The sequence below is a fragment of the Pseudomonas sp. RIT-To-2 genome (assembly GCF_029623465.1).
Classification (GTDB): domain Bacteria; phylum Pseudomonadota; class Gammaproteobacteria; order Pseudomonadales; family Pseudomonadaceae; genus Aquipseudomonas; species Aquipseudomonas silvicola.
Genome location: NZ_JAPYKM010000048.1, coordinates 1 through 25,212 on the forward strand (window position 1 = coordinate 1; position 25,212 = coordinate 25,212).

At 61.0% G+C, this 25,212-nt stretch carries 27 protein-coding genes and 1 pseudogene; 3 read left to right on the forward strand and 25 right to left on the reverse strand.

Features of this window, described 5'->3' with window-relative positions; genetic code table 11:
- Positions 1-21: 21 nt before the first annotated feature.
- Positions 22-147: pseudogene (locus QBK88_RS27835) on the reverse strand (recombinase family protein); the annotation flags it as partial.
- A gap of 469 nt (positions 148-616) precedes the next feature.
- On the opposite strand from QBK88_RS27835, the gene QBK88_RS27840 reads away from it, so the two are divergent.
- Positions 617-1,708 carry an acyltransferase family protein gene (locus tag QBK88_RS27840; protein WP_277964583.1) on the forward strand — a complete coding sequence of 364 codons (1,092 nt, stop codon included), beginning with the start codon at positions 617-619 and terminating at the stop codon, positions 1,706-1,708.
- A 31-nt stretch (positions 1,709-1,739) separates the two neighbouring features.
- Here QBK88_RS27840 and QBK88_RS27845 read toward each other — a convergent pair whose 3' ends face one another.
- The 24 genes from QBK88_RS27845 to QBK88_RS27960 form a co-directional block, all read right to left on the reverse strand.
- On the reverse strand, positions 1,740-3,962 hold the full coding sequence (locus tag QBK88_RS27845) for a hypothetical protein (protein ID WP_277964584.1): 2,223 nt from the start codon (positions 3,960-3,962) through the stop codon (positions 1,740-1,742).
- An 84-nt stretch (positions 3,963-4,046) separates the two neighbouring features.
- Positions 4,047-6,596 carry a hypothetical protein gene (locus QBK88_RS27850; RefSeq protein WP_277964585.1) on the reverse strand — a complete coding sequence of 850 codons (2,550 nt, stop codon included), beginning with the start codon at positions 6,594-6,596 and terminating at the stop codon, positions 4,047-4,049.
- Positions 6,593-8,509: a hypothetical protein gene (locus QBK88_RS27855; protein WP_277964586.1), complete on the reverse strand. Its 1,917-nt coding sequence runs from the start codon at positions 8,507-8,509 to the stop codon at positions 6,593-6,595. Before QBK88_RS27855 ends, QBK88_RS27850 begins: the two co-directional genes overlap by 4 nt.
- Positions 8,506-10,836: a hypothetical protein gene (locus QBK88_RS27860; protein ID WP_277964587.1), complete on the reverse strand. Its 2,331-nt coding sequence runs from the start codon at positions 10,834-10,836 to the stop codon at positions 8,506-8,508. Before QBK88_RS27860 ends, QBK88_RS27855 begins: the two co-directional genes overlap by 4 nt.
- Before the next feature lie 3 nt (positions 10,837-10,839).
- A complete protein-coding gene (locus QBK88_RS27865) occupies positions 10,840-11,313 on the reverse strand; it encodes a virion core protein, T7 gp14 family (RefSeq protein WP_277964588.1) in 474 nt (157 codons plus the stop codon).
- A complete protein-coding gene (locus QBK88_RS27870) occupies positions 11,301-11,777 on the reverse strand; it encodes a hypothetical protein (protein ID WP_277964589.1) in 477 nt (158 codons plus the stop codon). The genes QBK88_RS27865 and QBK88_RS27870 overlap by 13 nt, the downstream gene beginning before the upstream one ends.
- Entirely contained in the window at positions 11,758-14,067 is a 2,310-nt protein-coding gene (locus QBK88_RS27875) for a phage nozzle protein (protein WP_277964590.1), read from the reverse strand. The genes QBK88_RS27870 and QBK88_RS27875 overlap by 20 nt, the downstream gene beginning before the upstream one ends.
- Positions 14,067-14,702: a hypothetical protein gene (locus QBK88_RS27880; protein ID WP_277964591.1), complete on the reverse strand. Its 636-nt coding sequence runs from the start codon at positions 14,700-14,702 to the stop codon at positions 14,067-14,069. The genes QBK88_RS27875 and QBK88_RS27880 overlap by 1 nt, the downstream gene beginning before the upstream one ends.
- 46 nt (positions 14,703-14,748) lie before the next feature.
- Positions 14,749-15,000, reverse strand: coding sequence for a hypothetical protein (locus tag QBK88_RS27885; RefSeq protein ID WP_277964592.1), 252 nt, complete (start codon positions 14,998-15,000; stop codon positions 14,749-14,751).
- Positions 14,993-15,385 carry a Bbp16 family capsid cement protein gene (locus tag QBK88_RS27890; protein ID WP_277964593.1) on the reverse strand — a complete coding sequence of 131 codons (393 nt, stop codon included), beginning with the start codon at positions 15,383-15,385 and terminating at the stop codon, positions 14,993-14,995. Before QBK88_RS27890 ends, QBK88_RS27885 begins: the two co-directional genes overlap by 8 nt.
- A gap of 33 nt (positions 15,386-15,418) precedes the next feature.
- A complete protein-coding gene (locus QBK88_RS27895; protein ID WP_277964594.1) occupies positions 15,419-16,414 on the reverse strand; it encodes a major capsid protein in 996 nt (331 codons plus the stop codon).
- 16 nt (positions 16,415-16,430) lie between these two features.
- On the reverse strand, positions 16,431-17,096 hold the full coding sequence (locus QBK88_RS27900; RefSeq protein WP_277964595.1) for a hypothetical protein: 666 nt from the start codon (positions 17,094-17,096) through the stop codon (positions 16,431-16,433).
- Positions 17,093-17,482: a Gp49 family protein gene (locus tag QBK88_RS27905; RefSeq protein WP_277964596.1), complete on the reverse strand. Its 390-nt coding sequence runs from the start codon at positions 17,480-17,482 to the stop codon at positions 17,093-17,095. Before QBK88_RS27905 ends, QBK88_RS27900 begins: the two co-directional genes overlap by 4 nt.
- 2 nt (positions 17,483-17,484) lie before the next feature.
- Positions 17,485-17,784 (reverse strand): Bbp19 family protein, encoded by a 300-nt coding sequence (locus QBK88_RS27910; RefSeq protein WP_277964597.1) that lies wholly within the window; start codon positions 17,782-17,784, stop codon positions 17,485-17,487.
- Entirely contained in the window at positions 17,785-19,470 is a 1,686-nt protein-coding gene (locus QBK88_RS27915; protein ID WP_277964598.1) for a portal protein, read from the reverse strand.
- 2 nt (positions 19,471-19,472) lie between these two features.
- On the reverse strand, positions 19,473-19,769 hold the full coding sequence (locus QBK88_RS27920; protein WP_277964599.1) for a hypothetical protein: 297 nt from the start codon (positions 19,767-19,769) through the stop codon (positions 19,473-19,475).
- A 10-nt stretch (positions 19,770-19,779) separates the two neighbouring features.
- On the reverse strand, positions 19,780-21,237 hold the full coding sequence (locus QBK88_RS27925; protein WP_277964600.1) for a phage terminase large subunit family protein: 1,458 nt from the start codon (positions 21,235-21,237) through the stop codon (positions 19,780-19,782).
- The gene (locus QBK88_RS27930) at positions 21,188-21,829 is read right to left on the reverse strand and encodes a hypothetical protein (RefSeq protein ID WP_277964601.1); all 642 of its coding nucleotides are present in this window, start codon (positions 21,827-21,829) and stop codon (positions 21,188-21,190) included. Before QBK88_RS27930 ends, QBK88_RS27925 begins: the two co-directional genes overlap by 50 nt.
- 2 nt (positions 21,830-21,831) lie before the next feature.
- Complete coding sequence (locus QBK88_RS27935) at positions 21,832-22,266, reverse strand: hypothetical protein (RefSeq protein WP_277964602.1); 435 nt, start codon at positions 22,264-22,266, stop codon at positions 21,832-21,834.
- A gap of 44 nt (positions 22,267-22,310) precedes the next feature.
- On the reverse strand, positions 22,311-22,586 hold the full coding sequence (locus QBK88_RS27940) for a hypothetical protein (RefSeq protein WP_277964603.1): 276 nt from the start codon (positions 22,584-22,586) through the stop codon (positions 22,311-22,313).
- Positions 22,583-23,068, reverse strand: coding sequence for a DUF2514 family protein (locus QBK88_RS27945; protein WP_277964604.1), 486 nt, complete (start codon positions 23,066-23,068; stop codon positions 22,583-22,585). Before QBK88_RS27945 ends, QBK88_RS27940 begins: the two co-directional genes overlap by 4 nt.
- Positions 23,065-23,487: a structural protein gene (locus tag QBK88_RS27950; RefSeq protein WP_277964605.1), complete on the reverse strand. Its 423-nt coding sequence runs from the start codon at positions 23,485-23,487 to the stop codon at positions 23,065-23,067. The genes QBK88_RS27945 and QBK88_RS27950 overlap by 4 nt, the downstream gene beginning before the upstream one ends.
- Positions 23,484-23,807: a hypothetical protein gene (locus tag QBK88_RS27955; protein ID WP_277964606.1), complete on the reverse strand. Its 324-nt coding sequence runs from the start codon at positions 23,805-23,807 to the stop codon at positions 23,484-23,486. The genes QBK88_RS27950 and QBK88_RS27955 overlap by 4 nt, the downstream gene beginning before the upstream one ends.
- Positions 23,804-24,133, reverse strand: coding sequence for an MFS transporter (locus QBK88_RS27960; RefSeq protein ID WP_277964628.1), 330 nt, complete (start codon positions 24,131-24,133; stop codon positions 23,804-23,806). The genes QBK88_RS27955 and QBK88_RS27960 overlap by 4 nt, the downstream gene beginning before the upstream one ends.
- Before the next feature lie 390 nt (positions 24,134-24,523).
- Here QBK88_RS27960 and QBK88_RS27965 point away from each other — a divergent pair, with 390 nt between their 5' ends.
- Positions 24,524-24,706 (forward strand): type II toxin-antitoxin system HicA family toxin, encoded by a 183-nt coding sequence (locus tag QBK88_RS27965; protein ID WP_277964607.1) that lies wholly within the window; start codon positions 24,524-24,526, stop codon positions 24,704-24,706.
- A gap of 78 nt (positions 24,707-24,784) precedes the next feature.
- Positions 24,785-25,210 carry a type II toxin-antitoxin system HicB family antitoxin gene (locus QBK88_RS27970; protein WP_277964608.1) on the forward strand — a complete coding sequence of 142 codons (426 nt, stop codon included), beginning with the start codon at positions 24,785-24,787 and terminating at the stop codon, positions 25,208-25,210.
- The last annotated feature ends 2 nt before the right edge of the window (positions 25,211-25,212 follow it).

A 25,212-nucleotide genomic window follows, 5' to 3' on the forward strand; every position in this document is an offset into this window, starting at 1 on the left:
AATCCGCAGCCGGTGAAGACCTCAAACGTTAATATCGCGGATGCGCAGCACCGTGGTGGTCGAACATGCGGCGTGCACTGGCAGTGCGCGAATGCCCAGGCCGGCGGCCAGAAGCTCCGTGAAGCGTTTGTGCAGAGCCACATCGACCGCTCAGCACTGATACTCGCCATCCGCCTGCCGCCGCGCCCAGGGTCGCCAGACCAGGTAGCGCGCTTTCCCTCTACGTCGGCAGCACCTAAACGTACCGGCCCCGCCCAAAATCGCTGGTCCTCATGGAAAGCCCGGGCATCTGGGGCGCGCGAGGGAGCAGGTATCAGGCCGAAAAAATGGATCCCCTAATCCTTGGATTCACGTGGGCTGTCGTGTATGTTCCCTGAAACATTGGGCTACGCCAGCCATACAGTGATGCAGCGACAGGCACGGTAGGTCTGATAGGCCCTCCTCACCGATCAGAATGACCGACATCAGCCGGTTATGGTGGCACAAGTTTTACAGCAGGGGCCAGCACACAAGCACTGTGCAGACGACCTAATTAACCTCAACAAACGGCAACTGATAGATTCCGAGCCTTGACGAAATGCAAGAGACACGGAAATAAAGACATAAGGATATAGCTTTGATTAAGCCACTAACCTCGCTGCGCTTTTTCGCGGCATTAGCTGTTTACATAGATCACCTTGGACTACAGACAGATACGGGAGGCCTCGGCGTTGTATTCTTCTTCATCCTCTCTGGATTCATTATCACGTACACCTATGCCAACAAGGTGAATACCCTTGAGCCCAGGGGTCTGGCCAGCATATACATCAAGCGTATCGGTCGTATTTTCCCGGTGCACTTGCTGACATTGCTGTTTGCCATTCCGCTTGTTTTCATTACCGGTGCGCCCACCACCTTCACCATGGGCGTGTACAACGCGCTGTTGATGCAAAGCTGGTACCCAAGCTATAGCGATTTCTTTGCGCTCAACTCTGTGTCCTGGACACTGTCGGTTGAATGGGCCTTCTATTTGACATTCCCATTCTTGATCATCGGCATCAAGAAACTCGGATTTAATAAGAGCGCTGCCTCGGGCCTCTTGCTGTCGGGGCTTTGCCTGGCGGTCCTGCTGGCGTTCACCTTCTGGATCTACCGCGACCCGGAACGCCTTGCGTCCGCCACCTGGTTGATCCGTGTGTCGCCCATCAACCTGTTTATCTTCCTGATCGGCACGGGCATCGCGTTCTACATCACCAAGGAGAAGCGCAGCCAAGGCTTTTCGGTCGGCTTCGCCACGGCCCTGGAGGTTATCTCTCTGGTGCTGATCGCCGTGACCTACCACTGGACGGTCGTGGATGGCGGGAAGGACAGGATTCCGCTTGACCATGTGATCTTGTACCTGCCCCTGTTTGCCTTCTGCATCTACATCTTCTCCGTGGCCAAAGGCCTGATTTCGAAAATCCTCTCGAACAGCTTTCTGGTGCACTTGGGGAACTTGAGCTTTTCGATGTACATGCTTCACCTGCTGGCAATCATCTACACCGACCGTTACCTGATGCCGGTGATCGGCGCCAACGGCGTTGTGATCAATCGGTTCTACCTGTTCGTGATTCTGATGATCGCTTGTGAGGTGGTCTACCGCCTCGTTGAAAACCCCTACCGCAACTACGCGCGCCAGGTCGCATCCAACCTGCTCCCCCGGCGCAACGCCGCCACCCAACCAGCATGAGAAAACGGCGCCAAGGAAGGCGCCATTTTTTTCAGTTCGGCACCACTACCGTCCTGTAACCCGTACCACCGCTGTTGGCAGTGCCAACGCCAAGGGCTCGCAGAGAGCCGCCCAGGTACAAATCAACCCTGTCGTTACCGCTCCCTCGCACAACCAGGCAGTTCGATCCACTGGTGTTCTGCAATAGCAACCCAAGTGAATCATCTACCATAGCCAACCGCCCAAGCGACTCGCGCTCAAACTTAGAGAACATCCGTAAGCCCGATTGGTAGCAGGCATAGGTATCTGTGCCACGAACGTTATAGGTCGTAACGTTATTCAGAATAAAAGGATCGGTCATTGTGGTGGACTTGTTATAAGAATCAAAAATGATTCCATCAAGGTCCACATCAGTGCAGTACGAAATTGCCATAAGTTGGGACGCCGCATGGTTGGCCCCGGCGATAAGCTTGCACTTAGACATTTGAACTTTCTGACTAAAATTACCGGTCGGCTGATCGGAGTTGTAGCCAGTCGAGTTCACTAGCGGCTGCGTAACTCCAGACGTGTAGTTCACATATTCGCAGCCGTCAGCGGTCCAGCTATGAGGTTCAACAACTGCGTCACCACCAGCAACCGTCCCCGACATATAGGGCTCAGAATAGAAGGCGGTACCTACAGTCGGCGGCGCCACGTAACCTGGCATTGATTCCAACGAGCCTTGCTTCGCAGCACCAAAGTACGTGTCGGAGTATTTCTGGTAGAGACAGCCCGTGGCCCACACAGGAAGCCCGCAGTAATCGAACAGCGAGTTGTCCACTGTGCACCATTGAGTGCGGATCTGGCGAAGGCCCACGGTGCACACGGCCCATTCGCACAGGCTGAACTTATGGTTTTCTCCCCCCTTGCGCCCAGGGTTCAAGGTGTTGGGGCGCAGGACAACACCAAACCGTGCAGCCTGCCGGAACCGAAGTTCGCTGTAGGTCCAGTTGGTGCACCCTTCCTGCACCACGCCTGCAATGGTCGTATAGAAGTCGTTGTCCGACATCACGCCGCCAATCAGGTGGGTACCCTTGAACCCCACCTGGCCATAGAACTTGTTCTTGTTCACGTTGCAGGTGTCGATGAACTTGTCACCGTACTGAGCCTGAACCTCAAGACCTGCATCACCGTCGATGGCCTTCCAGGCCATGCCACGGGAGTCGAAATAAGGCGCCGTGTCCGTGATCGGGGTGGTTGTGTCGGCGGCGGGCGGGAAAGTCAGGCACAGGTATTTGAGGTTGCCGGTGAGGGAAGCGCCGTTGTGGCCCACCAGCATCATCCGACCGCCCATAACCTGGGCTCCCGCAACGTAGTACTGGCCATTCAAGTGCAGCGGAATGTAGTTGGCCGCAGCGAATTTGTGGGCAGCCGAGAAGGCATCCGGGTCTCGGTACGCTCCCCCACACATCCCGAAGTATTCACCAAACAGGTCGTCATAGATTCGAACCCAGCACCCATTCCCGGTGGGCGAGGTCTCGCCGGTACCGAGCAGGAACGCAGCCAGAGATGCTTGCGTGCCATCGAACGGTACAGTCGGACTGAAGACGGTTCCCCCGTTGTGCTTGCTCTTCGGGGTGGATGGTGACCAGGTGAACCGGCCCCCTCCCCTGCCCGTTCCCACAATGTACTCGCGTACATCGTATTGAACGTTGTCCGCCCGCGGCGTGACGAGCATCAGATTTTTTATGGAAGTCGCGGTCGACACGTAGTTGATGGGAAGGCCAGGGCCTGGCAGCGACGAGATCGCTTCGCGTAGGTCGTCGTAATTGGTCGCGTTTGAGCCGACGCCCCCGGCCGATCCGAGGGATCGGATCTGCCTGCCCTCGGCGTCGTAATAGGCCTTGCCGACCGGCCGCACCAGGGCGCGCCCCAGAAAGGAGAACGACTGCTGGATAAGCATGGTGATGTAGTCGAACACATTTTCATGAGTTTCGGCGAAGAAGCGGCCTTGATTTCGCAAGTCGGTGCTTTGCACCGGGGCCAGCTCACGCGAGATGCCGATTGTCTGCGAGGAGGTGGGCGCCACCAGCGTAATGATCGCCCCGCCGGACTGCGCGCCAGCGCCAATAACGGTGTAGTCGGTACCCATGGCGAGGGTCGTGCTGGTGCCGAGACTGTCAACCAAGGCCACCACCAGGTCGCCGTTATTCTGGAACTTGAACGGGACCGGGAAGGTGGTGGTCAAGCCATTGCCGTCGTAATCGATGATGCTTTCAGTGGTTGATACGGTCAATTTTCAGTGCTCCAGAAACGCAAAAACCCGCCGAAGCGGGTCCTTTTTGGGGAATGATTTTGGGTCAGCGAGGGCGCTGCGCGGTCAGTTGCCGGTTGCAGCCTCCATGTTGGGTGAGCGAACCGGGGTGCTGTCTCCAGGCTCCCACCAGTAGCTCTGCCCGAAGTTGCGTCGAGCGCGCCGCGTCATGCGGTTGAGGTATCCAGGGGAGAAGTATTCCTGCAGCTGGTGGAATATGAGGTGGTCGGTCGCGGCCTTGGTGTACCAGAGGTTCGCGCCCGGGATGTGCCCCTTGGCCAACTGGATCAGCCTGGCGCCCACATTCGAGGCGTCGCCCTTCTCGACCGCATTGGCGGTCATGCCCCGCAAGTTCAGCAATGTCTCTATGTCGCCGGCCAGCGGGCCGCCGAAGGCAGCCAGGGCCGAGGTACCGCCCTGGGTAAGGTTCGAGAAAGCGAAGTCGCCGTACAGGGATAGCGCGCCACCCTTGAGCATCGCGGCTATACCGAAGCTGAGCCCAGGTATTCCGCCGGCAGAGTCATCCAGCATGTTGCGCGGGTCTTTGCCGCTGGCCACCTCGTTGAGCTGCAGGGCGACAGCGCCAAGCACGGTAGCCGAGGCGAAGAGCGCAGCCGCGTATCCAGCCTTCCCCCACCCTGTTTCCTGGGCCATGGCGCGCCGAAAGTGCTTGGAAATCATCGATACAGAGAACGACTTGAACTGCCAGAAGCTACGCAGAATCTCGCCGCTCCAGGTACCACGGTGGTTGCTGCCATGCATGAATGCTTTTTCTCGAGCACCCGGCGCGGGGATGGCCATGTTGGTTTCGTCCAGCACCATGCCCAGCAACCGCGTGGCGGCCTGCTCCCTTAATCGGGTAGGCGACACACCGGCTTGCGCGGCAAGGCCTGCCAGATCGGCGTCGGAGATCCGGTAGATACTCCCGGCGGTCAGCACCTGGTCGCCGGCACCTCGCCAGTCTTCAGGCTGGGCAAGGCGCCAGACGGCCCAGTCCTGGTCGCTGATGCCGCGAGCCTTCATCAATCGCTGATCGCCACTCTCCAGGTCAGCAATGGTCGCGTGCCGGCGAGTTAGATCGCCGGTGACATCCATCATCGTGGCGCCGAAGGCCCGGCGGTTGCCGCCGTCGATGGCGTTCATACCCGACAATTGCATGATTTTCGTCGCGGTAGCCTGGGACCACTTCGACGCCCGGCCCGCGACCTCAGCTTCGGTGCCCAGGCCCTCTTCTCCCCAGCGCGCCAGACTCCCAATCAACTGGTCGATACCCAGGCCTGCGCGCATTGCCAGGCGTCGGTGGCTGGCGTCGGCCGGGTTCAGCATGCGAATTTCGTTGGCAAACATCTGCATTACCGGCATGCCGTTGAGCTTTGCGGTTAGCGCCATGGTGCCTTGGTCGCTCAGGCCTGTTATCACCGCGGAGCCCAACTTGCCGGCCACGTTGGTGGCACGGTAGGTGTCGAAAGCGTTGGCCAGGCCGGCAGATGCCGGCGGCTCGCGATTCCCCGCGACCTCGGTGTACAGGGCTTCCAGCTTCTTCACGCGTTTGCCCACCTTGGAGCTCACCTTGGGGTCAGCGGTGATCATCTCCTTGGCCGCTGCCTCAGTGTGGTACCGCATGGCGTGGTTGGGGTTCGGGCCCAGGGCCTCGACCAGGGCAATGTCGCGCGCCGCCCGGTCTATGTGACCGAACATCAAGTCCATCAGGCCCTTGTCGCCATACTTGGTCTGGGCTGCCAGGTAGGCGTCGGAATTTCTATAGTGGATCTGGCGTGCCTCGCTCCCCCGATTGGCGCGCGCGCCGTTCCCAGAGGGCTGGCCTGGCTGCAGCTTGTTTACCCCGCCAGTGGCGACGGTCTCCCAGGCGTGCGTCATGAACTCAGTGAGCTCGGCATCATTCATCGGACTGCCGTCTTCCTTCAGGTACCGCCCGCGATTGGCCCACTGCACATGGTCGGCGATCCACTGGGCTTTTGCCTTGGCCACTTTCAACTGGCTATGGCTGCGCGGGATGGCCCAATCATCCAGTCGCCCAACGTCGCCGCCGGCACGGTTGAAACGCTCGCGCATGCGGTTCGCTACGTCTGCAAACTGCTTGGCCCCCACCTTGGCCTCTGCCAAACCGCTGTCCTCACCGTGTAACTCCTGAACGATGGCGCGGGCCTTGGCTTCATCCGCGAACAGCCCCAGAAATTTGCCCCTGGTCATGTCGATGGCATCGAGCATGGTGGACATGGCTTCATCCCGGATTGCCCGGGTGGACGACTCCACCGACATGATGCCCGGGTAATCGGAGGCGAACGCCAGCATTCTGTCCAATGCCTTGAGAGGGTCGTCCGGGAACTGCTGCATGAAGTTTTTCACCCGATCGTGCGCCAGCACCGTGAGCGCGACCCGCTGCTTTTTCTTCGCGGCCTCGGCCTGGAGCTCCCTTGCTGCAGAATTGGCGGCCTCGGTCAGCCGGTCTGCCTGGGTTTTGGTCTGCCAAGATGGGTCGCGCTGGGCCAACTGGCGCATGTTCCTGCGGATGCGCGCCTCGATATCCTTGATTTCTGGCTGGGTGAGGGCCCGGCCTATGGCCTGCTGAACGGCCTGGATGCATTGCTGTTTCATTCGCCAAACCTCAGTGAACAAAGGGCGGCGGCTAGAAAGCCGCGAGAATCGTTGGTGGCCTGGGCGATCTCAGCATCTGCCTCCTGCAGCAACTGCCGAGCTGAAACCGTGACCGCGCTGCCATCTTCATTGAACGCCCCAGTTGGGATGTCGAAGTCACGCTCCCCCGAGATGATCGAATCGACCAGGCCGGGTAGCGCTGGATCAATACCGGCAAGAGGGTCGCTGCCCTCGCTCGCCGCGCGGTCAGCCGAAGCAGGCACATCAGTGGGTGTTGCGGATTCGGCGCGATCCGTTGCAGCTCTTGGCTGTTCTGTTACGGATTTGACGGGAGCTGCTGCGGGCACGATCCTCGCTGGCTCTTCCTGCAGCACCGGCTGCACTGGCGGTTCTTCGACCGGGTGGCCGCCCTCGCGCAGCAAGCGTTGCATTTCCTGCGAGGCAAGCCGGTTGAAGGCCATGCCGTGGTCTGGCGCTACGCTGCTGGCCAATGCTGTGCGCTTGAAGCCGTTGCCTATCTCCTCCGCCCGGCGCTGTACCGCTCCCTCCAGGCGCGCCGGCGTTTCGCCTCGATCCATGGCGCCAAGTTCTGCTCGAGCACGTTCAGCGGCGCGGTTGCCTTCCAGCGTTTCTTGGATCTTGCCGATTCGCTCCTGGGTTGCTGCGCGCTGCTGATCAATGTCCTGGCGGTTTGCCGCGATGTTGTCCCGGGCCGCACGCTCGGCCTGCTTGCGGCTCAGGCCTTGGCGCTGGAACGATTTCGCGATATCCCGGTACCCATCGGCCGCCGAGTCATGAGCCCCCTGCAAGTCGTCCAGTGAACGGTTGAGGCTGGCCATCTCCTGGCGAAGGTCGCGCACATTGGGTACGCCGGCGGCTGCGATGGGCTCAAGGTCGGCGCGCTCGCCGGCGAATACCTCTTGCTTGGCCTGGTCGCGCACAACAGCATCCTCAGGGCCAATCCTGTCCCCACGAATGAACCGGGCATCGCCAACCACGTCGGCGACATTTACCGGCTCGCCACGGGCTATTTGCTGGATGGCGAGGTCCAGGGCGTTCTGATGAGCTGCGCTTGAAGCGGCATCTACTGGCGCACCAGGTGCGGTGCCATGCTGGGCGTGCAAACCGTTATTCCCAGCGAGGGCGGCGTCGATCTGTTCCGGGGTTGGCGCGTGCCCCATGGCCCGGCCGACGCCCCAGAATGCCGACCCCAACAGGCCGTCGATGGCCATGGCCGTGCCATCCAGGGCTTTGTACTGCTTCGCCTGCTCCGTGTAGCCGTTGTGCTCGAGCACTGCGCCGACGCCCCCACGGGCAGCAATGCCCAGTCCCACGTTGGCGCTGGTTACTGCGGCGAAGTCCGCCAGCGGTGCAGAGAACATGCGAGCAGCCGGGAGGAACGCGCCGACCCCGGCCACGGTACCCTCGATCCCGCCGGCGAGTGCCGCGGTACCGGCATCCACACCCTGGTGCCGCAACTCGCTGTAGCGCTGCTCGCCCAATGAGGTGGCCACCGTTCCTGCGGCTACCGGCATGCCGCCAGAAGCCAGGCCGAAGCCGAACCGGGTGAAGGTGTCACCGAGACCGAAGAGCACCTGGGCGGCGGTACCGCTGGTTTGAGCATCAGGCCGCAACCGTTCGGTCAATGCCTGCCGCTGCTCCCCGATGTTCGATCGCCTGGCAATCTCGTCCGCGTCCGTGGGCACGTCCATGAGAATGGCTTGGCTTGGATCGTTGCCATACTGGGCCGCCTGCAAAGCAAGCTGCCCAGCGCCCTGCACGATCCCCTGGAATAGAGACGTGCCAGAGCCCGCCCAGAAACTCGGCTCGGCGGGCTGCGTGACTGGGTTTTCGGCCGCATCCTGCTCCAGGGCCCGCTGATCGCTGAAGGCCAGGTCACCGATCAGGCTCATTTGTCAGCTCCGTTGAGGTTGAGCATAAGGGGCTTGCCGTCGGCCCCGTACTTGAACTGCTGGCCCTGCATGACGTAATACACGCCATCCCGGTACTGGCGCAGGGTGAGGGATTTGGCCAAAGCCTTGGGGTCGGTCCCCACATACTGGGCCGCCTGGCTGTTATGCAGGCGCTCTGCATACTCGGTGGCGTCGTCTGGATTATCGAAAGAGCCAAGATTTTTACCGGTCTTCAGATAAGCCTGAATGGACTCCTCGTTGCTCATGATGCGACCGTCGTCACTCACGGTGGGGATCAGCACTTCTTTGCCGTCGAAGTTCGCAGACATCGACCGCACCGTACTGATTGAGCCATCGGCGTTCTTCACCCTTGGCCGACTGTTCAGGTCAATATTTCCCAGCTCGACCATGCCCTTGGATTTCTGTCCGTAATACGGTGCCGCCTTCTCGCTCAGTGCCTCCTCAAGCTTTTGGGTGGCCACCTGGTGAAACGTATCCTCAGGCATCCCCCAGGGCGCCAGGGTGGTGTTGCCGTTGAAGTCCACGACCTGGCCCACCGTGGCCTTGATCGCAGCACGCATCCGCTGGGAGTCCACCTCGCCTGAAATATCACCGGTCTGGGCGGAAGCCCCCGTGTAATACGAGCGCACAGCCTGCGACGCCAGGGCATACGATTCAGGCTGGCCGGCGAAGACGGTCCCCAACTGCTTGTCCAGTTCCTGCTGAAAGTCCGTCGATTTGGGCAAAGGGAACCGACTGGTTCCGTCCTGGGACTTGTCGGCCTTGGACTTGTTGAGGATCGACTCCCCGAGCGCCAGGGTCTTGGCCACGTCGCCACCGCTCACCACGTCATCGGGCTTGAACCAGTGGGTGTTGAGCGTCATTGACCGCTGTTTTCCGGCGATCATGCCACTGAGCGCCCGCACGGGTGAGTCGGGGGCAATCTGCTGCATGGCGCCGGCATAGGCCTTATCGTCGCCCAGGGCGTCGTGCAGCTTCGCGAAGGTCTGTGACTGCTGCTCGGGCGACATCTGGTCGAGCTGGGCCGATAGCTGCTTGGCCTCCTGAGGTAGCAGGGGCTTCATCGCAACGGTGTCCCCGAACTTCTGGCGCATCCCCTGCAAGGCTGCAGTGCGGTCGGCCAGGACGTTGGGGGCATCATCAGAGGTCAGGTCCAGCGGCTGCACGTTGCCGCCCAGGCGCTGCTGGAAGTAGTCGAGAGGGGCTTCCGACATCATCTTCACGTTGGAGTCTATGGCCCGGCCGAGGCGCGCGAGGTTGGCACCCTCTGTAACGGTACCGCCGTTCTGCTGAAGGTCGGCGCTCTTGGCTTTGACGTAGGCGATCTGCTCGTCGATGGGCCTGCGCAGTACCTGCTGGGTTTCGTTCTCAGCCTTGCGCAGCTCGTTGAACTCGCCGGCCGCGGCTGTACCCTTCACCTGGCTGCCCCAGGCTTGCCACATTTCGTCGGTGGCAGGGATGCCGCTGGCAATCTGGGTATTGATGCGGCCCAAAGTGCGGTCGGCCTTGGCCTCGGCGCGAAGTTGCGCCATCTCAGCCTTCTGCTGCAGGCGCTCGACCTTGGCGTCAATGCTGCTGCCCACCTGGGTAATGTCATCGGCCGTCAGGTACTGCTGGTACTGCTTAAGCGCAGACTGGGCCTTGTACGGGTCCTGGGCGGCCTGGCGGCGCAGGATGTCGGAATACATGCTGCTGGTGTTCTTCTGCACCATCACGTCGATGGCTTCGGGCGCCATGCCGTTGCGCTCACCCTGGGAGCGCGTCACGTCCACAATCTTCTGGTGGCTCTGGCTGATCGCGTCCGGGTCGCTGTAGTTGAGCGCTGCCGTGTTCTGCGAGGCTGCTATTGATGCCTTGTCGACATCGTTCATGTAGGTCTGGTGCTCGCCGTACTCGTACCGGTTGAGCGTGCCCGACAGTGATTCGCGGCGCTGGGCGGCGATCACCTGAAACCGCCTGCGCTGGGCATCGTTGCTCAGGCTGTCCAGGGTGGTCTGCACCTGCTGGTCGTAACTGCCCAGCGTGGACTGGGTCACGTTCAGAGCGTTCTGCCCTTTCTTGGTGTACACGCCAGACTGCTGGTTGAACATTGCGTCGTTCATCCAGTTCGATAGCCCGGTGTCAGCACCGATGACCGCAGTGGTATCCGCCTGCTGGCGCTGCTTCTCGGCAATGTTCAAGGCCGCGCTTGATGCGTCATTCAGCCCGCGCTGTAGCCCAGATGTGTCTGCAACGTCTGCAATTGCACGCACCTGGGGGAGCGCCTGGGTAGCGACTCGGCGCTGGTAGGTCGGGATTTCTGCCATGGGTCACCCCTTCAATGCGCTGTAGGCCTGCGCACCCTTGGCGCCCGTTGTCAGCAGAGAGCCGAACATATTGCTATTGGCGGTCTTGAGGGCGTTCTTGGCCGCCGTGGTGTACTGAGTGGCCTGGTTGCGGTAACCCCACGCCTCCCGGGCGGCATTGTTCTTGATGGTCAAGGCGTCCAGCTCGCCCATGGCGGCGGTATCGTCCTGGATGTTCGCCGCGCTACCGCTGTTCACGTCCACGCCATTTGCAGCAAAACCTGCACGCTGGGTGCCGATAGCTGATTTGGTCTGCAGGCGCTGCTGGTCGGACTCGAACTCGCCACGCTGAAGCGCATCATCTGCAGCGGCATTGGCAAAGGTTGCGTTCTGGAGGGCAGCCGTTGCCGAGGCTGCCCCTTGCTGCTTGGAGGCCTGGGCCGAGGCCAGGCCCTGCACTGCCATCAGTGCGAATGGGATTGCTGCTACTGCGCACATGCTGTGCCCTCCATCGTGAATGGGTAAAACGGTTCGCCGGCTGCCCCGTACGGGATCGGTGCCAGAAAATTGAATCCGAGCCACTTCAGCCAGCGCACGGCGAGCTGGTTGCGGACATCTGCGAAATTGATCAACTGCCGGTGCCGGCTGCGCATGCCGGCCACAACGTCTGCGCACTCGGCGAGGAACACCCGTGGATACCGCTCCAGCCAGGTGCTGCTGGCCATCCATGGCAGCCCGTAGGTCTCGTCGTGCGCGGTGTCCCCGTAGATGGCCAGGACCTTGCCCTGATAGATGCAGGCCCCGGAATGCTCCGTGCTGGCCAGTGCGTACTCCAATTCCTGGGCCGCACTCCAGCCGCGAATGGATTCCAGCTCAACGCGATCCGCCTGGCGCAGGTCCGCCAGCAGGGCCAAGACGTGCCGGCGCTCCACCGGCACCAGTTCAGCCGCCTGCCTGGACATTGAAGAGCACTCCCAAAATGGTTGCGGGCAATGGGTCTGACTGGCGGACAAACACCCGGCCGGGCTTCTCCCAGTTCGATGACACCTGTATTTCGGCCTGACCGGTGAGCAGTGCGATGGGGTCGTTGTAGTTCTCGGTACCGCGCTGCTTGAACTCATAGAGGTTGTCGACATCGACGCCGGAGAACAGGCCCCTGCTCTCCTCGCACAGCACGGTGACCTTGTTCACACGCTTCTGGGCAGCCAGGAAGTTGGGCTGGTTTTGAAGGGTCAGGTCCAGGGTTTCGAAGTCGCTGAGGTACGGCAGGCCGATGTGCACCAGCATGGCCGGCGCCTGGATGGATACGGAGCCGCCCACCACCACTGCCTGGGGCTCGACATTGCCATCAGCCAGGATGCTGACGGTTTTGCCTTCCAGGTGGGCCAGGCCAGAGAACGTGGCCTTGGCTCGGCCCCACCGAACGCAGGCGATGGAACGCAGGGACTCCGGCACGATGGACTGGGGCACGACCGTGAGTGCCTGGCTCGAGACAAACGCCGTCACCTGCAGCCGCACGATCTCGCCATCGGTACCGCGAAGCGCCAGGTAGCCGCCCACATCAGCCGCAGTAAACACGGCTGCCGCCGCCGACAACTTCACCGGGTTCGGGTATTTCCAATCGGTACCGTCGACCAGGGTGACCGCTGCCGAGGTTTCCCCACGACCGTCGTACGTGAGCCCGCTATCGACGAAGAAAGACCGGTCCAGCGGGGTTTCTTCGCCTGGCACGCTGAGCTGTCGGGAGGCGAAGCGCTCAACGTAGCGCTTGAGAGACCCGTTGATGGTGCGCTGCACGATCACATAGACCGCGTCCTCATCATCCTCAGGCACCGAGGCAACCGACTCGTAAACGCCGTCTGTGTCGTGGCGGTGCCAGCTGTACACCTCCTGGGTGGGGAGGTAGGTAAACCCCAGCAGCGTGCCATCGTTGCGCACAGACCACAGGCAGCTATTCGGCACCTGGGCCAAAGCCATGTCCTTGATTTCGAAACCGCGCACCAGGTGCGACGACAGCACTGTCAGGTCCTGCCCCTGAAAGCCATCGCTGGTGTAGGAATAGGCGAGGTCCGCCAGCTTCTGGCCGCGGGCCTGGACATAAAGCGCGGTGTTGCCGTAGACCGCCGGCGCTACGGTGCTGGAGCCAATATAGCTCTCGAAGATCGCCTGCACGTTGGTGGGCTTGAGGCCAGTGGAATCGCCCGTGATGGTGATCTCGGCGCCGGAAGTGAGCACCAGCAACTCCTTCAGCGGTACCAGGCTGCGGATGCGGTTGACCTGGCGCGATGCGATAGTGAGGGTAATCGCGTCGTCATCCTTGGTCGGGGTCGAGTAGCCGAAGTTGTGGAACGAGCCGACGCGGCTGAACCACAGCGTCTGCGGGCTGGATGCGCTGGCGGCGAACACCAGCCGCTGCTGGTAATAGCCCACCACGCCCGGGTTGTTGCCGTCTGCGAACGGGTTGTCGTAGGACGGCGGGGTGTCGTCCTTCTCGGGTGCGATATTCAGGTCGGTGAAAGCTGTGGCCGTGGCGCGGCCAATGAAGCCGAAAATTCCGCTTCCATTGTTCTCCTTGTACACGTTGTAGCTTTCGGCGCCGGCCACCGCCGTCCAGGCCAGGTTAGCTCCCGATTTCGCATCGTAGCTATTCACGCTTGCCGCGTTCGATGGCTGGGACTCTTCTGCAGACTCGGCACTTGAAACGGCCGTCACAACGTAACGGAATGCCGTGGTGTCACCGGATCCCCCAACAAGAGGAGTGGCCGTGAGTCCAGCAGGCGCAGCGATGGATGGAGTAAAGCTGATCGCGGTGAGCGTCCAGTTGGTGGGCCCCAGGCGTTTCAATTCCATCGGGGCGTAGTTCGGGTGGGCGATGGTCAGGACGTCCGCCGACTGGGTGTAGTTGAGTGCGAACAGATCATCTTCCACGTAGGGCGTCGCGATTTCGTACGTCGCACCACTGTTCAGCAACTGGCCGCCGTTGGTGTAGAAGCGCATGTACAGGTGGCCGACCTCGATCACATACGTCTGCTCGGTGCTGAACTGGAACGGTATGAGGCGGCTTTTCCGGGCGCTGGTCTTGGTTTCGGCCAGAAACTTGGAGCCGGCGCGGTTCCGCACGCCGCCCTCCGGCATGACCATGAAGTTCCGGCAGGTCCGCAGCCCAGTGAAATAACGGCTCAGGTCGACCCGCGCATAGGTGGCCGGGGCCAGCTCCCCAGCGCTGAACGATGGTTGAATGGCTTCAGTCATCAGCAGCCCCTGCCCGTAATGAACGATGACTCTGCCGGGATTGCCACGTGCCCTTCGTTCATGCTCTGCGCGAAGGCAGCGGCCACAACGCCCTGGTAGGCGCTTTCGCAAGTGCTCGCCACTGACTGGTCATCGGCCAAGGCCGGGGCTATTTCCACCGCCAGCTTGTAAGCCAGGGCCGACACGAACAAAGGATCGAACAACTCGGGGGTAGTGATTCGGGCGGTGTACTCCAGCGTTGCAGGCGATACCGCGGTGGCGATCAGCCTGGAAGAACTGCCCAGGATCACCCGGAAAGGAATTGACGGCACACGCGGGTAAGCTACTTCACCACACTGAAATGGCCAGTAATCCACTGGAAACACCTGGTTGACGATCCGCCTGGCCAGCAGGCAGTCATCCGGGAACGCGTAGCTGTGCTGATAAACCGGGTCAGGATTGGTGCTCACCTCGGCGAGCACCGCGAATTTGGTGGCGAACGGCCAAGGCTTGTCGCGCAACACCAGGTCTCGCGTCTGCTCGTAGAACAACGAGCACTGTTCGGCCTGGATACTGGCTTCGGTCAGAGCGTTGATGCGCTGGCTATTGCCGATACGCGACAGCGCCATGTTGCAGATTTCAACGACGCTGGGCATGTGTGATCCTCAGAAAAAAGAAAGGGCCCCGAAGGGCCCTGGTGTGTCACACGCTGGTGTCGTTGTCCTTGATGAGGGCAACGATGTCCGCCTTGCTTGCCCCATCCGGGATGGTCAGCCCCAGACTGTCGGCGGTTGCCTGCAGCTCCTTGATGGTCTGCTTGTCCAGCGGCTTGGCCCCGCTGGTGACGAGCTCCAGATTGCTGCCTGGGTTATCGATTTCCAGGGTGACAACTTCGCCTGGCTCACGAAGCGTGCCGTTGATGTACGACCGTTCAAGCACCTTGTAATCATCCATTGGTCTGCACTCCAGCTACCACACCTGCAGTGATACGACCCGTGGTTGGCGCAGTGCCGGTCACGGTGTAGTTCATGCGGATATAGCGCTTCAGACCCTGCGGCAGGGTGATGATTGGCGCCTTAGCGCCAGCAGTCAGCCCGGCCAGGCCAATGACCATGGTGGCCAACGTGATCGGTGCGGTGAAGGCTGAGTCAACCGAGGTCTGGATATCGATGGACAGGCTGGTCAGGTTGTTGAAGGCTTCGGTCACCTGAATGGCCAGCGGAATATCGCCGCCCTTGCCGATATCCTTGGTCTGACCGGTATCAATGACGTCAGAGGAAGCCGCGGTGGCAGTGATGGCCTGCTTGTTGGACATGAGTAACTTTGCGTCGAAAAGCATGAGGTCTCTCCTGGAATGGAAGACCGCGCAGTCTTAGACCACGCGGGACTCGGTGTTGAGAAGCGCATCGACGCGCTTGATAGGGATGCCCAGGAACTCTGGAATCTTCTTGCCGCCATACTCGCCCAGCGTCAGGTTGACATTCTTGGCGTTCATGGCCTGCAGGTGCAGGAAGGTCTGGATGGTGCGGTTGGCATAGATGACAGTCCGGCCTTCGCCCTGCATGGGGTTTTCCAGCAGGTAGTAAGCCTTGATCATTGCCTCGGTGATCTTCGCACCGGTGGCGCCGTCGGCAGTCAGCGCACTGACATCGATGTTGGCAATCCGGGAGTTGGCACGCCAATCACGCACCGACATGCCGATGTCCCACTTGAAGTGGTCGCGATAGGCCTGGAATTCGCCCCCCTGGTCGTCCTTCACCGTGTCTTCGCCCAGGTTGCGGTGCTGGAAGCCGGCCACGCTACCTTTTGGATAGAGAAGGTGGGTGGTCATCTCGCCCCAGGTCACGAACCAAATGGAGGCGTTCGTGGAGCCAGTGCCGCCGGCATCAACGATGTTGGCGCCTGACTCGGCCGACTTGTCGTTGTAGCGAGGCGCCAGGCCGGTGAAGGCTTCCGGCTCGGTCCCAGAGTTGCCGTAGAACATGTAGCGCGAAGCTTTGTTGTTGAAGCCTTGAAGCTTGGCAATGTTTTCGGAGACGCGGAACGCATCGGCGTTACCGCTCAGGTCCGCCAGCGCCTTATCGACAATACCGTAGTCTTCCATCATGCCAGTGGTATCAAGGACGGGCACGGTCGTCGATTTGGATGGCTGGATGCCTTTGTTGAATAGGCGCCAGGTTGGCTCTGGGATCCCCGAGCGCATGGTAGTTTTGTGCTTGGAGCCGTCATTGCACTCCTGATACTCGGCATCCTGGAGGATGTCGTTTTGCTTAGCCATCAGCTCGACGATCTTCATGATCTTTTGCGTGCTGTCCTGGCGGCTGAACTTATCCGCCAGCGTCGGATAAGTCGAAGTCAAGATTCCCATTTTTTACTCCTGAGCCTTATCGAAAGGCGTCGACGATAGAAATTTCTTTAGGTTGTTCAGTGGTGGTGCGGTGTAGCGAGCCTTCGCCAAGCTCCTTGCCGACCTTGTGGAAGAACCGCACCACTTCGGGGTGCGTGCCCAGTCCAGACTGTTCGAGCATCGTCCTGAGCTCTGGCGTACCGAACTCGGCCATGGCCTTCTGGGCGACACCCACGTTCGCTTCGAAGTTGGCGCCGCCCAGGTCCTTGTCCTGCTTGAGCTCGGTTTCCCACTGGGCCACCTGCTGGTTGCGGGACTCGATAGCGGCCTTCTGCTGTGCCTCGGGCGAGTTCGCGGCGGTGAAGCGCTTGGCGTCCATTTCGACGAGCTTCTGCGCCTGTTCCTGGGTCAGGTTCAGTTCCTTGAACACGCCCGACCACTCGCCCAGCGCTGCGTCGTCGAGCTTGTAGCCCTCGGGCAGGTTGGCGAATTCGTATTTCTCGGGAACTTCTTTTGCCGCTGGCGGTGCGTCTGCTGGCGGAGTAGCTGGTGGCGTTGCTGCGGGAGGATCTCCGGCAGGTGGTGCAGATGGCGGAGCTGCCGGGTCGCTTGCGGGTGGGGTGGCGCCCCCAGCAGGACCACCATCGGTGGGTGCCTCATTCATCAGAAAATGACCGAGAGAGCGATGCACGAAGATATTCATGCCTCACCTCCGGCCAGCTTGCTGCGAAGTTCGTAACCCATGAGCGGCCAGACCTTGGCCACTGCGTTCTCGCGGGCAATGCGCTTGCCAATCTCGGCGTCGAAGTTCTCAGGACTGGCGCAAGCGCTCTCGCCGGTGACGGTGAAGCCGTTGCGCAGGACCAGAACGCAGAAGGTGAGCAGCTGAAGTACGGTAGGGGTCGCACGGGAGGACGAGGCATTCAACGAACCGTCAGAGAATGCAGCATCCTCAACGGCCTTGGCGTCGCCCTGCCCTGCGGTGAAGTAGTGCTCGCTGACGATATTGGCTTTCAAATCAGCCGGAGTGACGCGCGGCGCCGTAAGGCCCTTCACTTGGATTTCCTGCTCAATCGATTTGTCAGGCATGGTCATTCCTCTTTGTTGACCGTGGAGTTTTCCTTGACCATGACCGGGTAAAGGTCAGGGCATAGGCGGTGGATCTCGGCGGTGAGCTTCAAGCCGATCTGGCGACGCCCCTCGTTCAGGCTCATGCGCCCGCCATGGGTGTCGAAAGTGGTGTGGAACATGCAGGACTCGCAGAGCCAGCCCCAGACGATGCGGCGGCCGCGCAGGTCGTTCATCAGCCACAGGAAGTCATCGTCCCGGCGCTTTTCGGCCAGGCGCTGTTTGGCCTCCTGCTCCTCCAGGATCTCGTCGTCTTCGAACATTTAGGCCCCCAGCATTCGGCCCAGAGCGTTGTCTGGGGTAAGCTCGGTATCGGAAAGGGTCTTGGCACCCTGGATGCCGTTGGCAATGGCTTCCTGCGCCTGGGCTGCTTGCTGCTGCTGGGCGCGCTGCTGACGAATCTGCGCGACAGCATCATCGCCGCGCACCACCGTGGGAACCACGCCGATGGCCTCCGCGTACTCGTCGATCAGCTGATCCGAGTCCAGCTTGTCGGCAGCCTCTGGGAACGCTGCCGCGAGTCCCCCGACAAACGATGCATAGCGCTCCAGGCTGGTGACGGCTTGAGCCTTGGCCGCCTGGGCGAGGATCGAGATGTAATCCGCCTCCACCTCCATGTTGGCCATTTCCTCAGGCGGCTCTGGCAGCCACGGCTCGCCACCGATCACGCCAGCCCAGATGGGCATCGACTGGCGAAGCATGATGCCGAACACCCGCTCGATGATTGGGTCCAGGCCTTCGAAGTCGATACGCTCAACCACCGGCCCGAGCTGCGCCATCTTCTCTTCCTTGCGGCTCGCAATCTCCGTGGCGGTGCGCACGTCGTCCAACTGGCTGATCATCAGGAACAGGTCTGCATAGAACGAGCGGGAGATGCGCTGCTCGCACCTGGCAATCTTGGCCTCGTAGGCCGCCAGCCATCTGGGGTCGGGTGTGTAAATGGGCGCCATCTGGTTCTGGGCGCCGACAGCATCTACGTAGGTGATACCGCCCGGGATCGTGCTGGAAGGCTGGTTGCGAAGGCTGGAAGGCGCCTGTAGCGCAGGGTTTGCCCCGGTCTCGCCCAGGCGGGCGGATGCGCGCTCATACAGCTGCAGGGCCTTGATATCGCCCAGGCACCGCCGGCCAGGCCCGGTGCCGTAGCAGTCCCCAGGCAGCGTATCCCAGCGCATCACCGCCACCGGGAACTCATGAAACCCCTTCTGCTCCAGCACCTTGTCATCGGGGGAGGCCTTCTCCCAGACCAGGCCAATGAACGGCAGGTTCTTCGACCCCTTGCGCGCTGGGTCGCGCTCGGCGTTGGGCTCCACCATCTGCACGCAATCGAACCACTGGTCGCGCCCGTCGGCATCCAGGGCAGACTTGGCGGTGTCGCTCAGGGCATCCCGGCCGAACTTCTCGGCCATCTGGGCCGCGGTCAATTTGAATTCCCGGTAAAAAGCGTTGACCTTGCCATCGGCGCCGTTGGCCACGTAGTACTCGCCAGCGGTGAACGCATCACAGCGGAGGACATTCTTGCTGTCCTCATCGATCCATATCGGACCGGTGCCGAAGACACCCATCTCGTTGTAGGCCACGTGCTGGCAGTTGTAGAAGTTCGAGCGCAGCAGGGCATCACGCACACGCTGGGTCGCCTCGAACAGCCAGGACTTGATCGGCCCGAACTCCATGGCCGCCTTGGATTTGATTTCAAGATTGAACCAGGGGCGAGAACGCGAGGTGAGTCCGCTCATCATGCCGGCGGCCATGGTGCCAGCATCTTCGGTAGCCGCATTGTTGATGATCTTGTTGTTGCGCCGATCGCCCTTGTTCACCTCCGTACACAGGACGCGGGAGCGCATCGGCATGATGAAGTCGGACAGCTCGCGCCAGTTCTGCTCCCACGACGAGCGCTCATTCTTGAGCATGGCCAGCCGCTTCTCGGCGCGCTTACGCAGGGAGTCAGCCATGGTTACTGCCCCAAGAGCGTTTTGGTGGACGTGGTGGTGCCGGCGGTGCTGCCGCCCAAGATGGTACTGGACAGGCCAGATGCGGCCGCGCGCCGGCGCTTCTCGTCATCCCGGGCGGCCTGCACATCGCTGGCCACATTCGTGGTGGAGGTAGTGGTGGTAGCAGCCGTGCTGGTCGTATCGGTGTCATCACCGAGTAGGTCGAGCGAAGTCGGGAGACCAGCCTTCTCGAACAAATTCAACGGGTCGCTGATCTTGTGGATCGGCTTGATGATTCCAGATAATGCGGAGCCGCACATGGTTATGCCCTCAGCTGAATGGGTCGTAAGTGGATTGGTGCTGCCCGTACTGCCTGGGCTTGCATTGAAAGCGCTGACGGGCAAAGCGCCGCATCATGTAGGCGTACCGGGTGGCGGCCAGAATGTCGTCGTTGATCTTGACGATGCGGCCGTTCTCATCGCGGTGGTAGCTCATCTTCTCCGCGAAGAAGTCGGATAGGTGCGAGAACACCTTGAACCGACCGGTTTCCATCCGCTCGTAAAGCTCGACAATCCCTGCTTCGACGCCGACACCGCCTGCCGGCCAGGTCGAGTGTTCCTGCAACATGGTCCAACCAGCATCAACGTACGCAGCCTTTTGGGGGTCTCCTGATGACTTCTCAGAATTCAACCCGTCAGATGGCCAGGCCGTGGGCACATGCTCGGCCCAGGCCTTCACCGAGCCCCAGGCCGTCACAGGCGTGACGCGTGATTTCTTCCAGGCGTGGGCCAGGTAGATCACGTCCGAGTCCATATCGATCCACAGTTGCACGTGCGCCTGGGGGTGATCCCAGCCGAAGTCCATACCGTTGATGACCCAGTAATGGTCGGGGCACGGGAACGACTGGCACTTGATGCCCTCGTCGCCGAAGTCGAAGATCAGGCCGGTACCGAGCAATGGTTCACCTTTTGTACGCATGTCCCGCTGCCACGCTGGGTATGCGCCCAGCAGCTCGCGACGGGTCTTTTCGGATAGGTGCGGCGCATCTGCCCAGGTAGCGCGCTGCAGATACTGCCCCTCGGCAGGGTCGTCCATGAACTTGACGACCAGTTCGGTTCGCCCGTTCTCTGGGGTGAAGGTCAGGATGCCTCGACCGCCCCGGCCCTGGTCACCGGTCGCTGTCCGGGTGATGACCTGCGGGTAAATCTCCTTGTCTTCTGGCTCTTCGTCGATGTGGTACCAGTCGACGCTATCGCCCATGATTGCGTGCTGGCCCTGGCTGTAGGACCAGAACTGCACGGTAGCGATATCGCCAGAGCTATGCCGGACCCGGACCTCTCGCATAGCCCCTGAGGTGCCCTGAGCCGACAGGTGGCCCACAATGCGGTCAGCGGGGATCAGCCCCCCGGTCCATTTCCCAGCCTCATACACCCCGAACAGCGGCTTTTGCAGCAGGTCGCGGGTTTTCTCCATTGAGTAACCCAGCAACCAGCACAGAGGCGCGTGGTTGAACCGGTGCCCCTCCCAGTCGTCCGGGTAGTCGCCCAGTAGGTGGATGGCATCGATGGTCAGGCCGGTGCGGGTCTTCCCCACTCGGTTCGCCGCCATGAGCATGCAGGACGTGTGATCAGCGGTGGCCCGGATGTACTTGAGCTGCCATTCGTACAGGGTGCTGAACTGGAGCAGGTGGCGCCGCTGCGCATCCCGGCGCGCCTTTTCCTCAAGCAATGCCAATAGCTCAAGCTTCTCGGCCCTGCTGGCTTGAGAGCTTGGCGATACGGCGGTCAAGTTCTTGCTCCGTCAGTTTGCTGCGGTCGTCTGTAGGCTGCTCGGCGCCGACGTCATAGGCCTGGCGCTCAAGGGCGATCAGAGTCTTCAGGGTTTCGCCCAGCTCTTTTAGGGTCTTGGTCCGCACCGGCAGATCGATGACCTTGTGATAGAGGTCATTGAGCTTGTCCTGGCCCTTGTCATCTTCGGACCGAAGCAGATTGCCAAGCTCGTCAAACAGGTTGCCGTTGTCCGTCAGCCCTTCGAGCTCGTCCAGCAGCTTGCCCGCGAGTGCGCGATACCGCGCGATATCCCTGCGGTGACTGATCCTGATATTGGCGATGACCTGGGCGTTTGCTTCGACGATCCCGCGCTCAGTTGCCAAGGCCGTTTCCGTGGCAACCTGCGTGGCAACCTCGGATTTGGCAACCAGCGCATCAGCCTTTGCCGCGATCTTCGCTGCCAGGTCTCGCTCCCAGCTTCCGGCCTTGGCCTTCTTCTGGATGGCAGTGTGGGACACGCCACAGCTTGCCGCGATCTCACGCACCGACAACAGGCCGGCGCGGTACAGGTGTTCGATCCGCTCCCAGTCTGGTGTCAGCTTGTCGGACATGATCAGACCAGTTTCTTGGCCAAGGCCAGGGCTTCGTCCCACACCTCTTCCACATCGTGGCCAGCAAAGACCAGAGCGGACTTCAGCTTGGCCAGCAGGGCATCGGTACCGGCGGTGTACTCACGCTGCTTTGCAACAGCAGAAACAGCGGTTTCTGGGGCGCTGGCCTGGCTGGTGGGAGCCGCAACAACTTGGGTGGGGACCGCTACCACGTCCAGGTCCACTCCCGCGCTGCCGCTTGGGTCGGTTGTCGACACGGCATGCACGGTGGCGCTGCCCACCGCCAGGGCTGTAACAGACACCGAGGTGACAGCGGTGTCAGTGCTGAGGCTCAAGATCGATGGGTCACTGACGGAAAAGATTGCGGCTTCGGATGTACTCAGCACAACAGTGGCGCCCACAGCCAGGGTGGTAGCGCCGTTTACGGTCAGTTGCATGGTCGTTTCCTTGGAAAAGATGGATTTGAGGCGGGCCCAGAAGCTCATGAAGCGGTTAGCTCTGGGGTTTCTACCGAGGCCTGCTCGGCCGCGGTTTCCTGGGTCTTGGCATCGGAACTATCGGCACCGGTCTCGGTTGCAGGGGTTGTGCTGGTCTCGGAGACCAGGGCATCCACGCGGACAACGGATAGCAGAGCGGTGAACTGGGCCAGGAACTCGCCAGCGGCGTTGTACAACTTCAGGCCGGTGCTGTCCTGGACGTAGCTGGCGGCCTCGACGGTCAGCAGATCATCGGCGGTGCGTACGCGGTACTTGCTCATGGGTGGTTCCTTAAGGCTGCGTAACTGGCTTCACAGGCGAATCCGGCCCGACGACTTCCGTCAAGCGCTGTTGCCAGTTCGCCCGCGTACTCGTCAGCTTCTGCGCGCAGCTGGGCGAGCAGATCGGCAAGGTCGTTGATTGTTTTGCCTCGGGCGGCAAGTCGGGCACTGAGGACGGCGCGGTCGGCAAGCAGCTGAGCTGTTTGCTTGCGCAGGCTGTCACCAGCAGCAGCGAGCTCAGCAGCGTGAGCGTCGTCTTGAGCCTTTTGCTTGATCGCATCGTTTCGTACCTGGTCGATTTCACGCTGACGGGCCTCCTGGATTAGTCGGGAGGATTCGGCGGCGCTGGCCTCGGCGGCATCCCATTTGGCCTGCCAGCGCGCGTCGGAAACGGTCAGGCCATGGTGATAGACGCCGTACACCTCAGCGGCCAGCAGCGCGAACACGAGCACTCCGAGGCCAACCCGGCCGTAGATGTTCACGCGAGCGCCCTGCGCATGCCTTCCGCGAACACCGCATCCGGGTATTCGTAGTTGGCGCATTCGTGCTTGATGACGTTGCGCAGCAGAGCCCCCAGCACCGCTGGATCCTTGATGTTGCTGATCACCTGGTCCGGGGCGAGGCCGCACCGCTGGGCTACGGCCTTGATGTAAGCCTCGGTGTCGTTCTCAAAACTCGGGGCATACGGCGTGATGAGGGCCCTCACCGTCTTGCGACCGTACTTGTTGTAGTAGGTCTGCAGCAGCTTGCCCCCGGCGCGGATGCCGTTCTCTGGCTCATCAAAGCGGCAGAAGCGCGATTCGATGGCAGGGTCGTATGGGAGCTGGCCCACCCAGTTGTTGGTCTTGCTGAAATCGATATTGCACGGGTTGTTATTGCGGACGCCGCGAGGAATGGTCATTTGTGCGCGCTCTCATCGTGTAGGCAGTGTTCGCAGTGCAGGTACCGGCACAACCAGGCCTTGACCCGCTTCCACCAGGTCACCATGAAGACATGGCGAACGCCGGCCAGGGCCAACGACAGGTGCAGCGTTAGGCCAGCAGTGGTCGGGCCGAAGAAGATGCTCTGGTCACGGATGAACACCACGTAACCGCTGATGGCGATTGCCGAGTAAATGAGCTTCCCCAGGATGCCGTCCCGCACCTTCCCGCTCAGCACGCACCAGGTGGCCCACAGCGCAATCAGCGCGCAGGCGATGGAGTTGATCAGTTCGAGGTTCATGGTGGGTTGCCTCCTCCGAACCGCTGGCGAATGAGCGCCCAGAGGTCGGCGGCTTTGAGGGCGCGGTTTACCGCGGCCATGAGGGAGCCGCCAAAGGTACCCAGCAAGAAACCGACGCCGGCGACGTTGTTGGGCTCGGTAACCCCGAGGTAGGTGCTGACGATCCCGGTCAGGTACAGCGCACAGGCCACACCGGTGATCAGGAAAATTGCCCATGCTCGCCAACTGGTAAGATCGTCTTTGTGCCACCAACTGGCTACGACAGCTCCGATCAACCCGGCCAGAAGCCAATCGGCCTTGTCGAGCAGGCGTTGAAAAAGCTCCATGCTCGGGCCTCTTAGTTCACGAAGTAAAAACAAAAAGCCCCGGCGAATGCCGAGGCTTGGAATGGGTGCAGATGCCCGGTGCTGATCGGCCGGGGTGTGCAGGTTCATCGCCCGTGCACGGCTGCTGCGCATCAGCCTGCGCTCTCATCTGCATAACATGCGTGTCTTCCCACGCTGCCCGCCAAGGCCGCCTCATTAGTACAACGAGGACTGGGACACCTTGGCTGCCGGGGTTCTTTCCGCACGCGTGACGACCGGCTATACCGCGCCCATGCTCGCCCCGAGAGCCCACCCTGGCTGTGGCGTACTCCAACACAAAATACAGCAAATTTGGTTTACATACACCATTTTTGGTGTATCATGGACTCATCAACAAAACGAGGCGAGGTGATGAGCTACAGCGAATTCAAACGGTGGCTGAAAGCCCGAGGAGTTAGGTTCGAATCGCTCAATGGAACGAGCCATTTCAAAATCTACTACGAGGACAAACAGACGATCTTTCCGGATCACGGTGCCAAGGAAATGAAGGAAGGCACACGGAAAGGAATCATTAAGCAACTGGGGCTCAAGTGAGCCCCTTCCACCGTTGCGCTTGACTCATCACCCGCTTCTCAGACATCCCTCAAAAGCCGCCGAGAGGAAGGTTAGAACATGTTTGACTACCCATTGACAGTACACACCGAAGACACCCCAGGCGTTGCGCTTACCTGCGACACCATCCCTGAGTTCAACGCCGCCGGGGATGACCTGGCGGAAGCCATGGCAGAAGCTGGGGTGCTAATGCCCGCAGCCCTATCAATCTACGTCGACCAGCGCCGGGCTATTCCCCATGCGCCAGCAGCAACACAGGGTCAGCCCGTTGTGCAGCTATCTGCGCTCACCGTAGCGAAAATCGAGCTGTGGAACACAATGGTTGAGAAAGGCCTGCGCAAAGCCGATCTGTGCCGCCTGCTAGGCGTCAGTCAGAGCCAGGGTGATCGACTGGTGGACTTCATGCATGGCACGAAGCTGGAAGCGCTTGAGGCCGCATTGGCTGCACTGGGCAAGCGGCTGACTGTATCGGTCGAGGCCGCCTAACT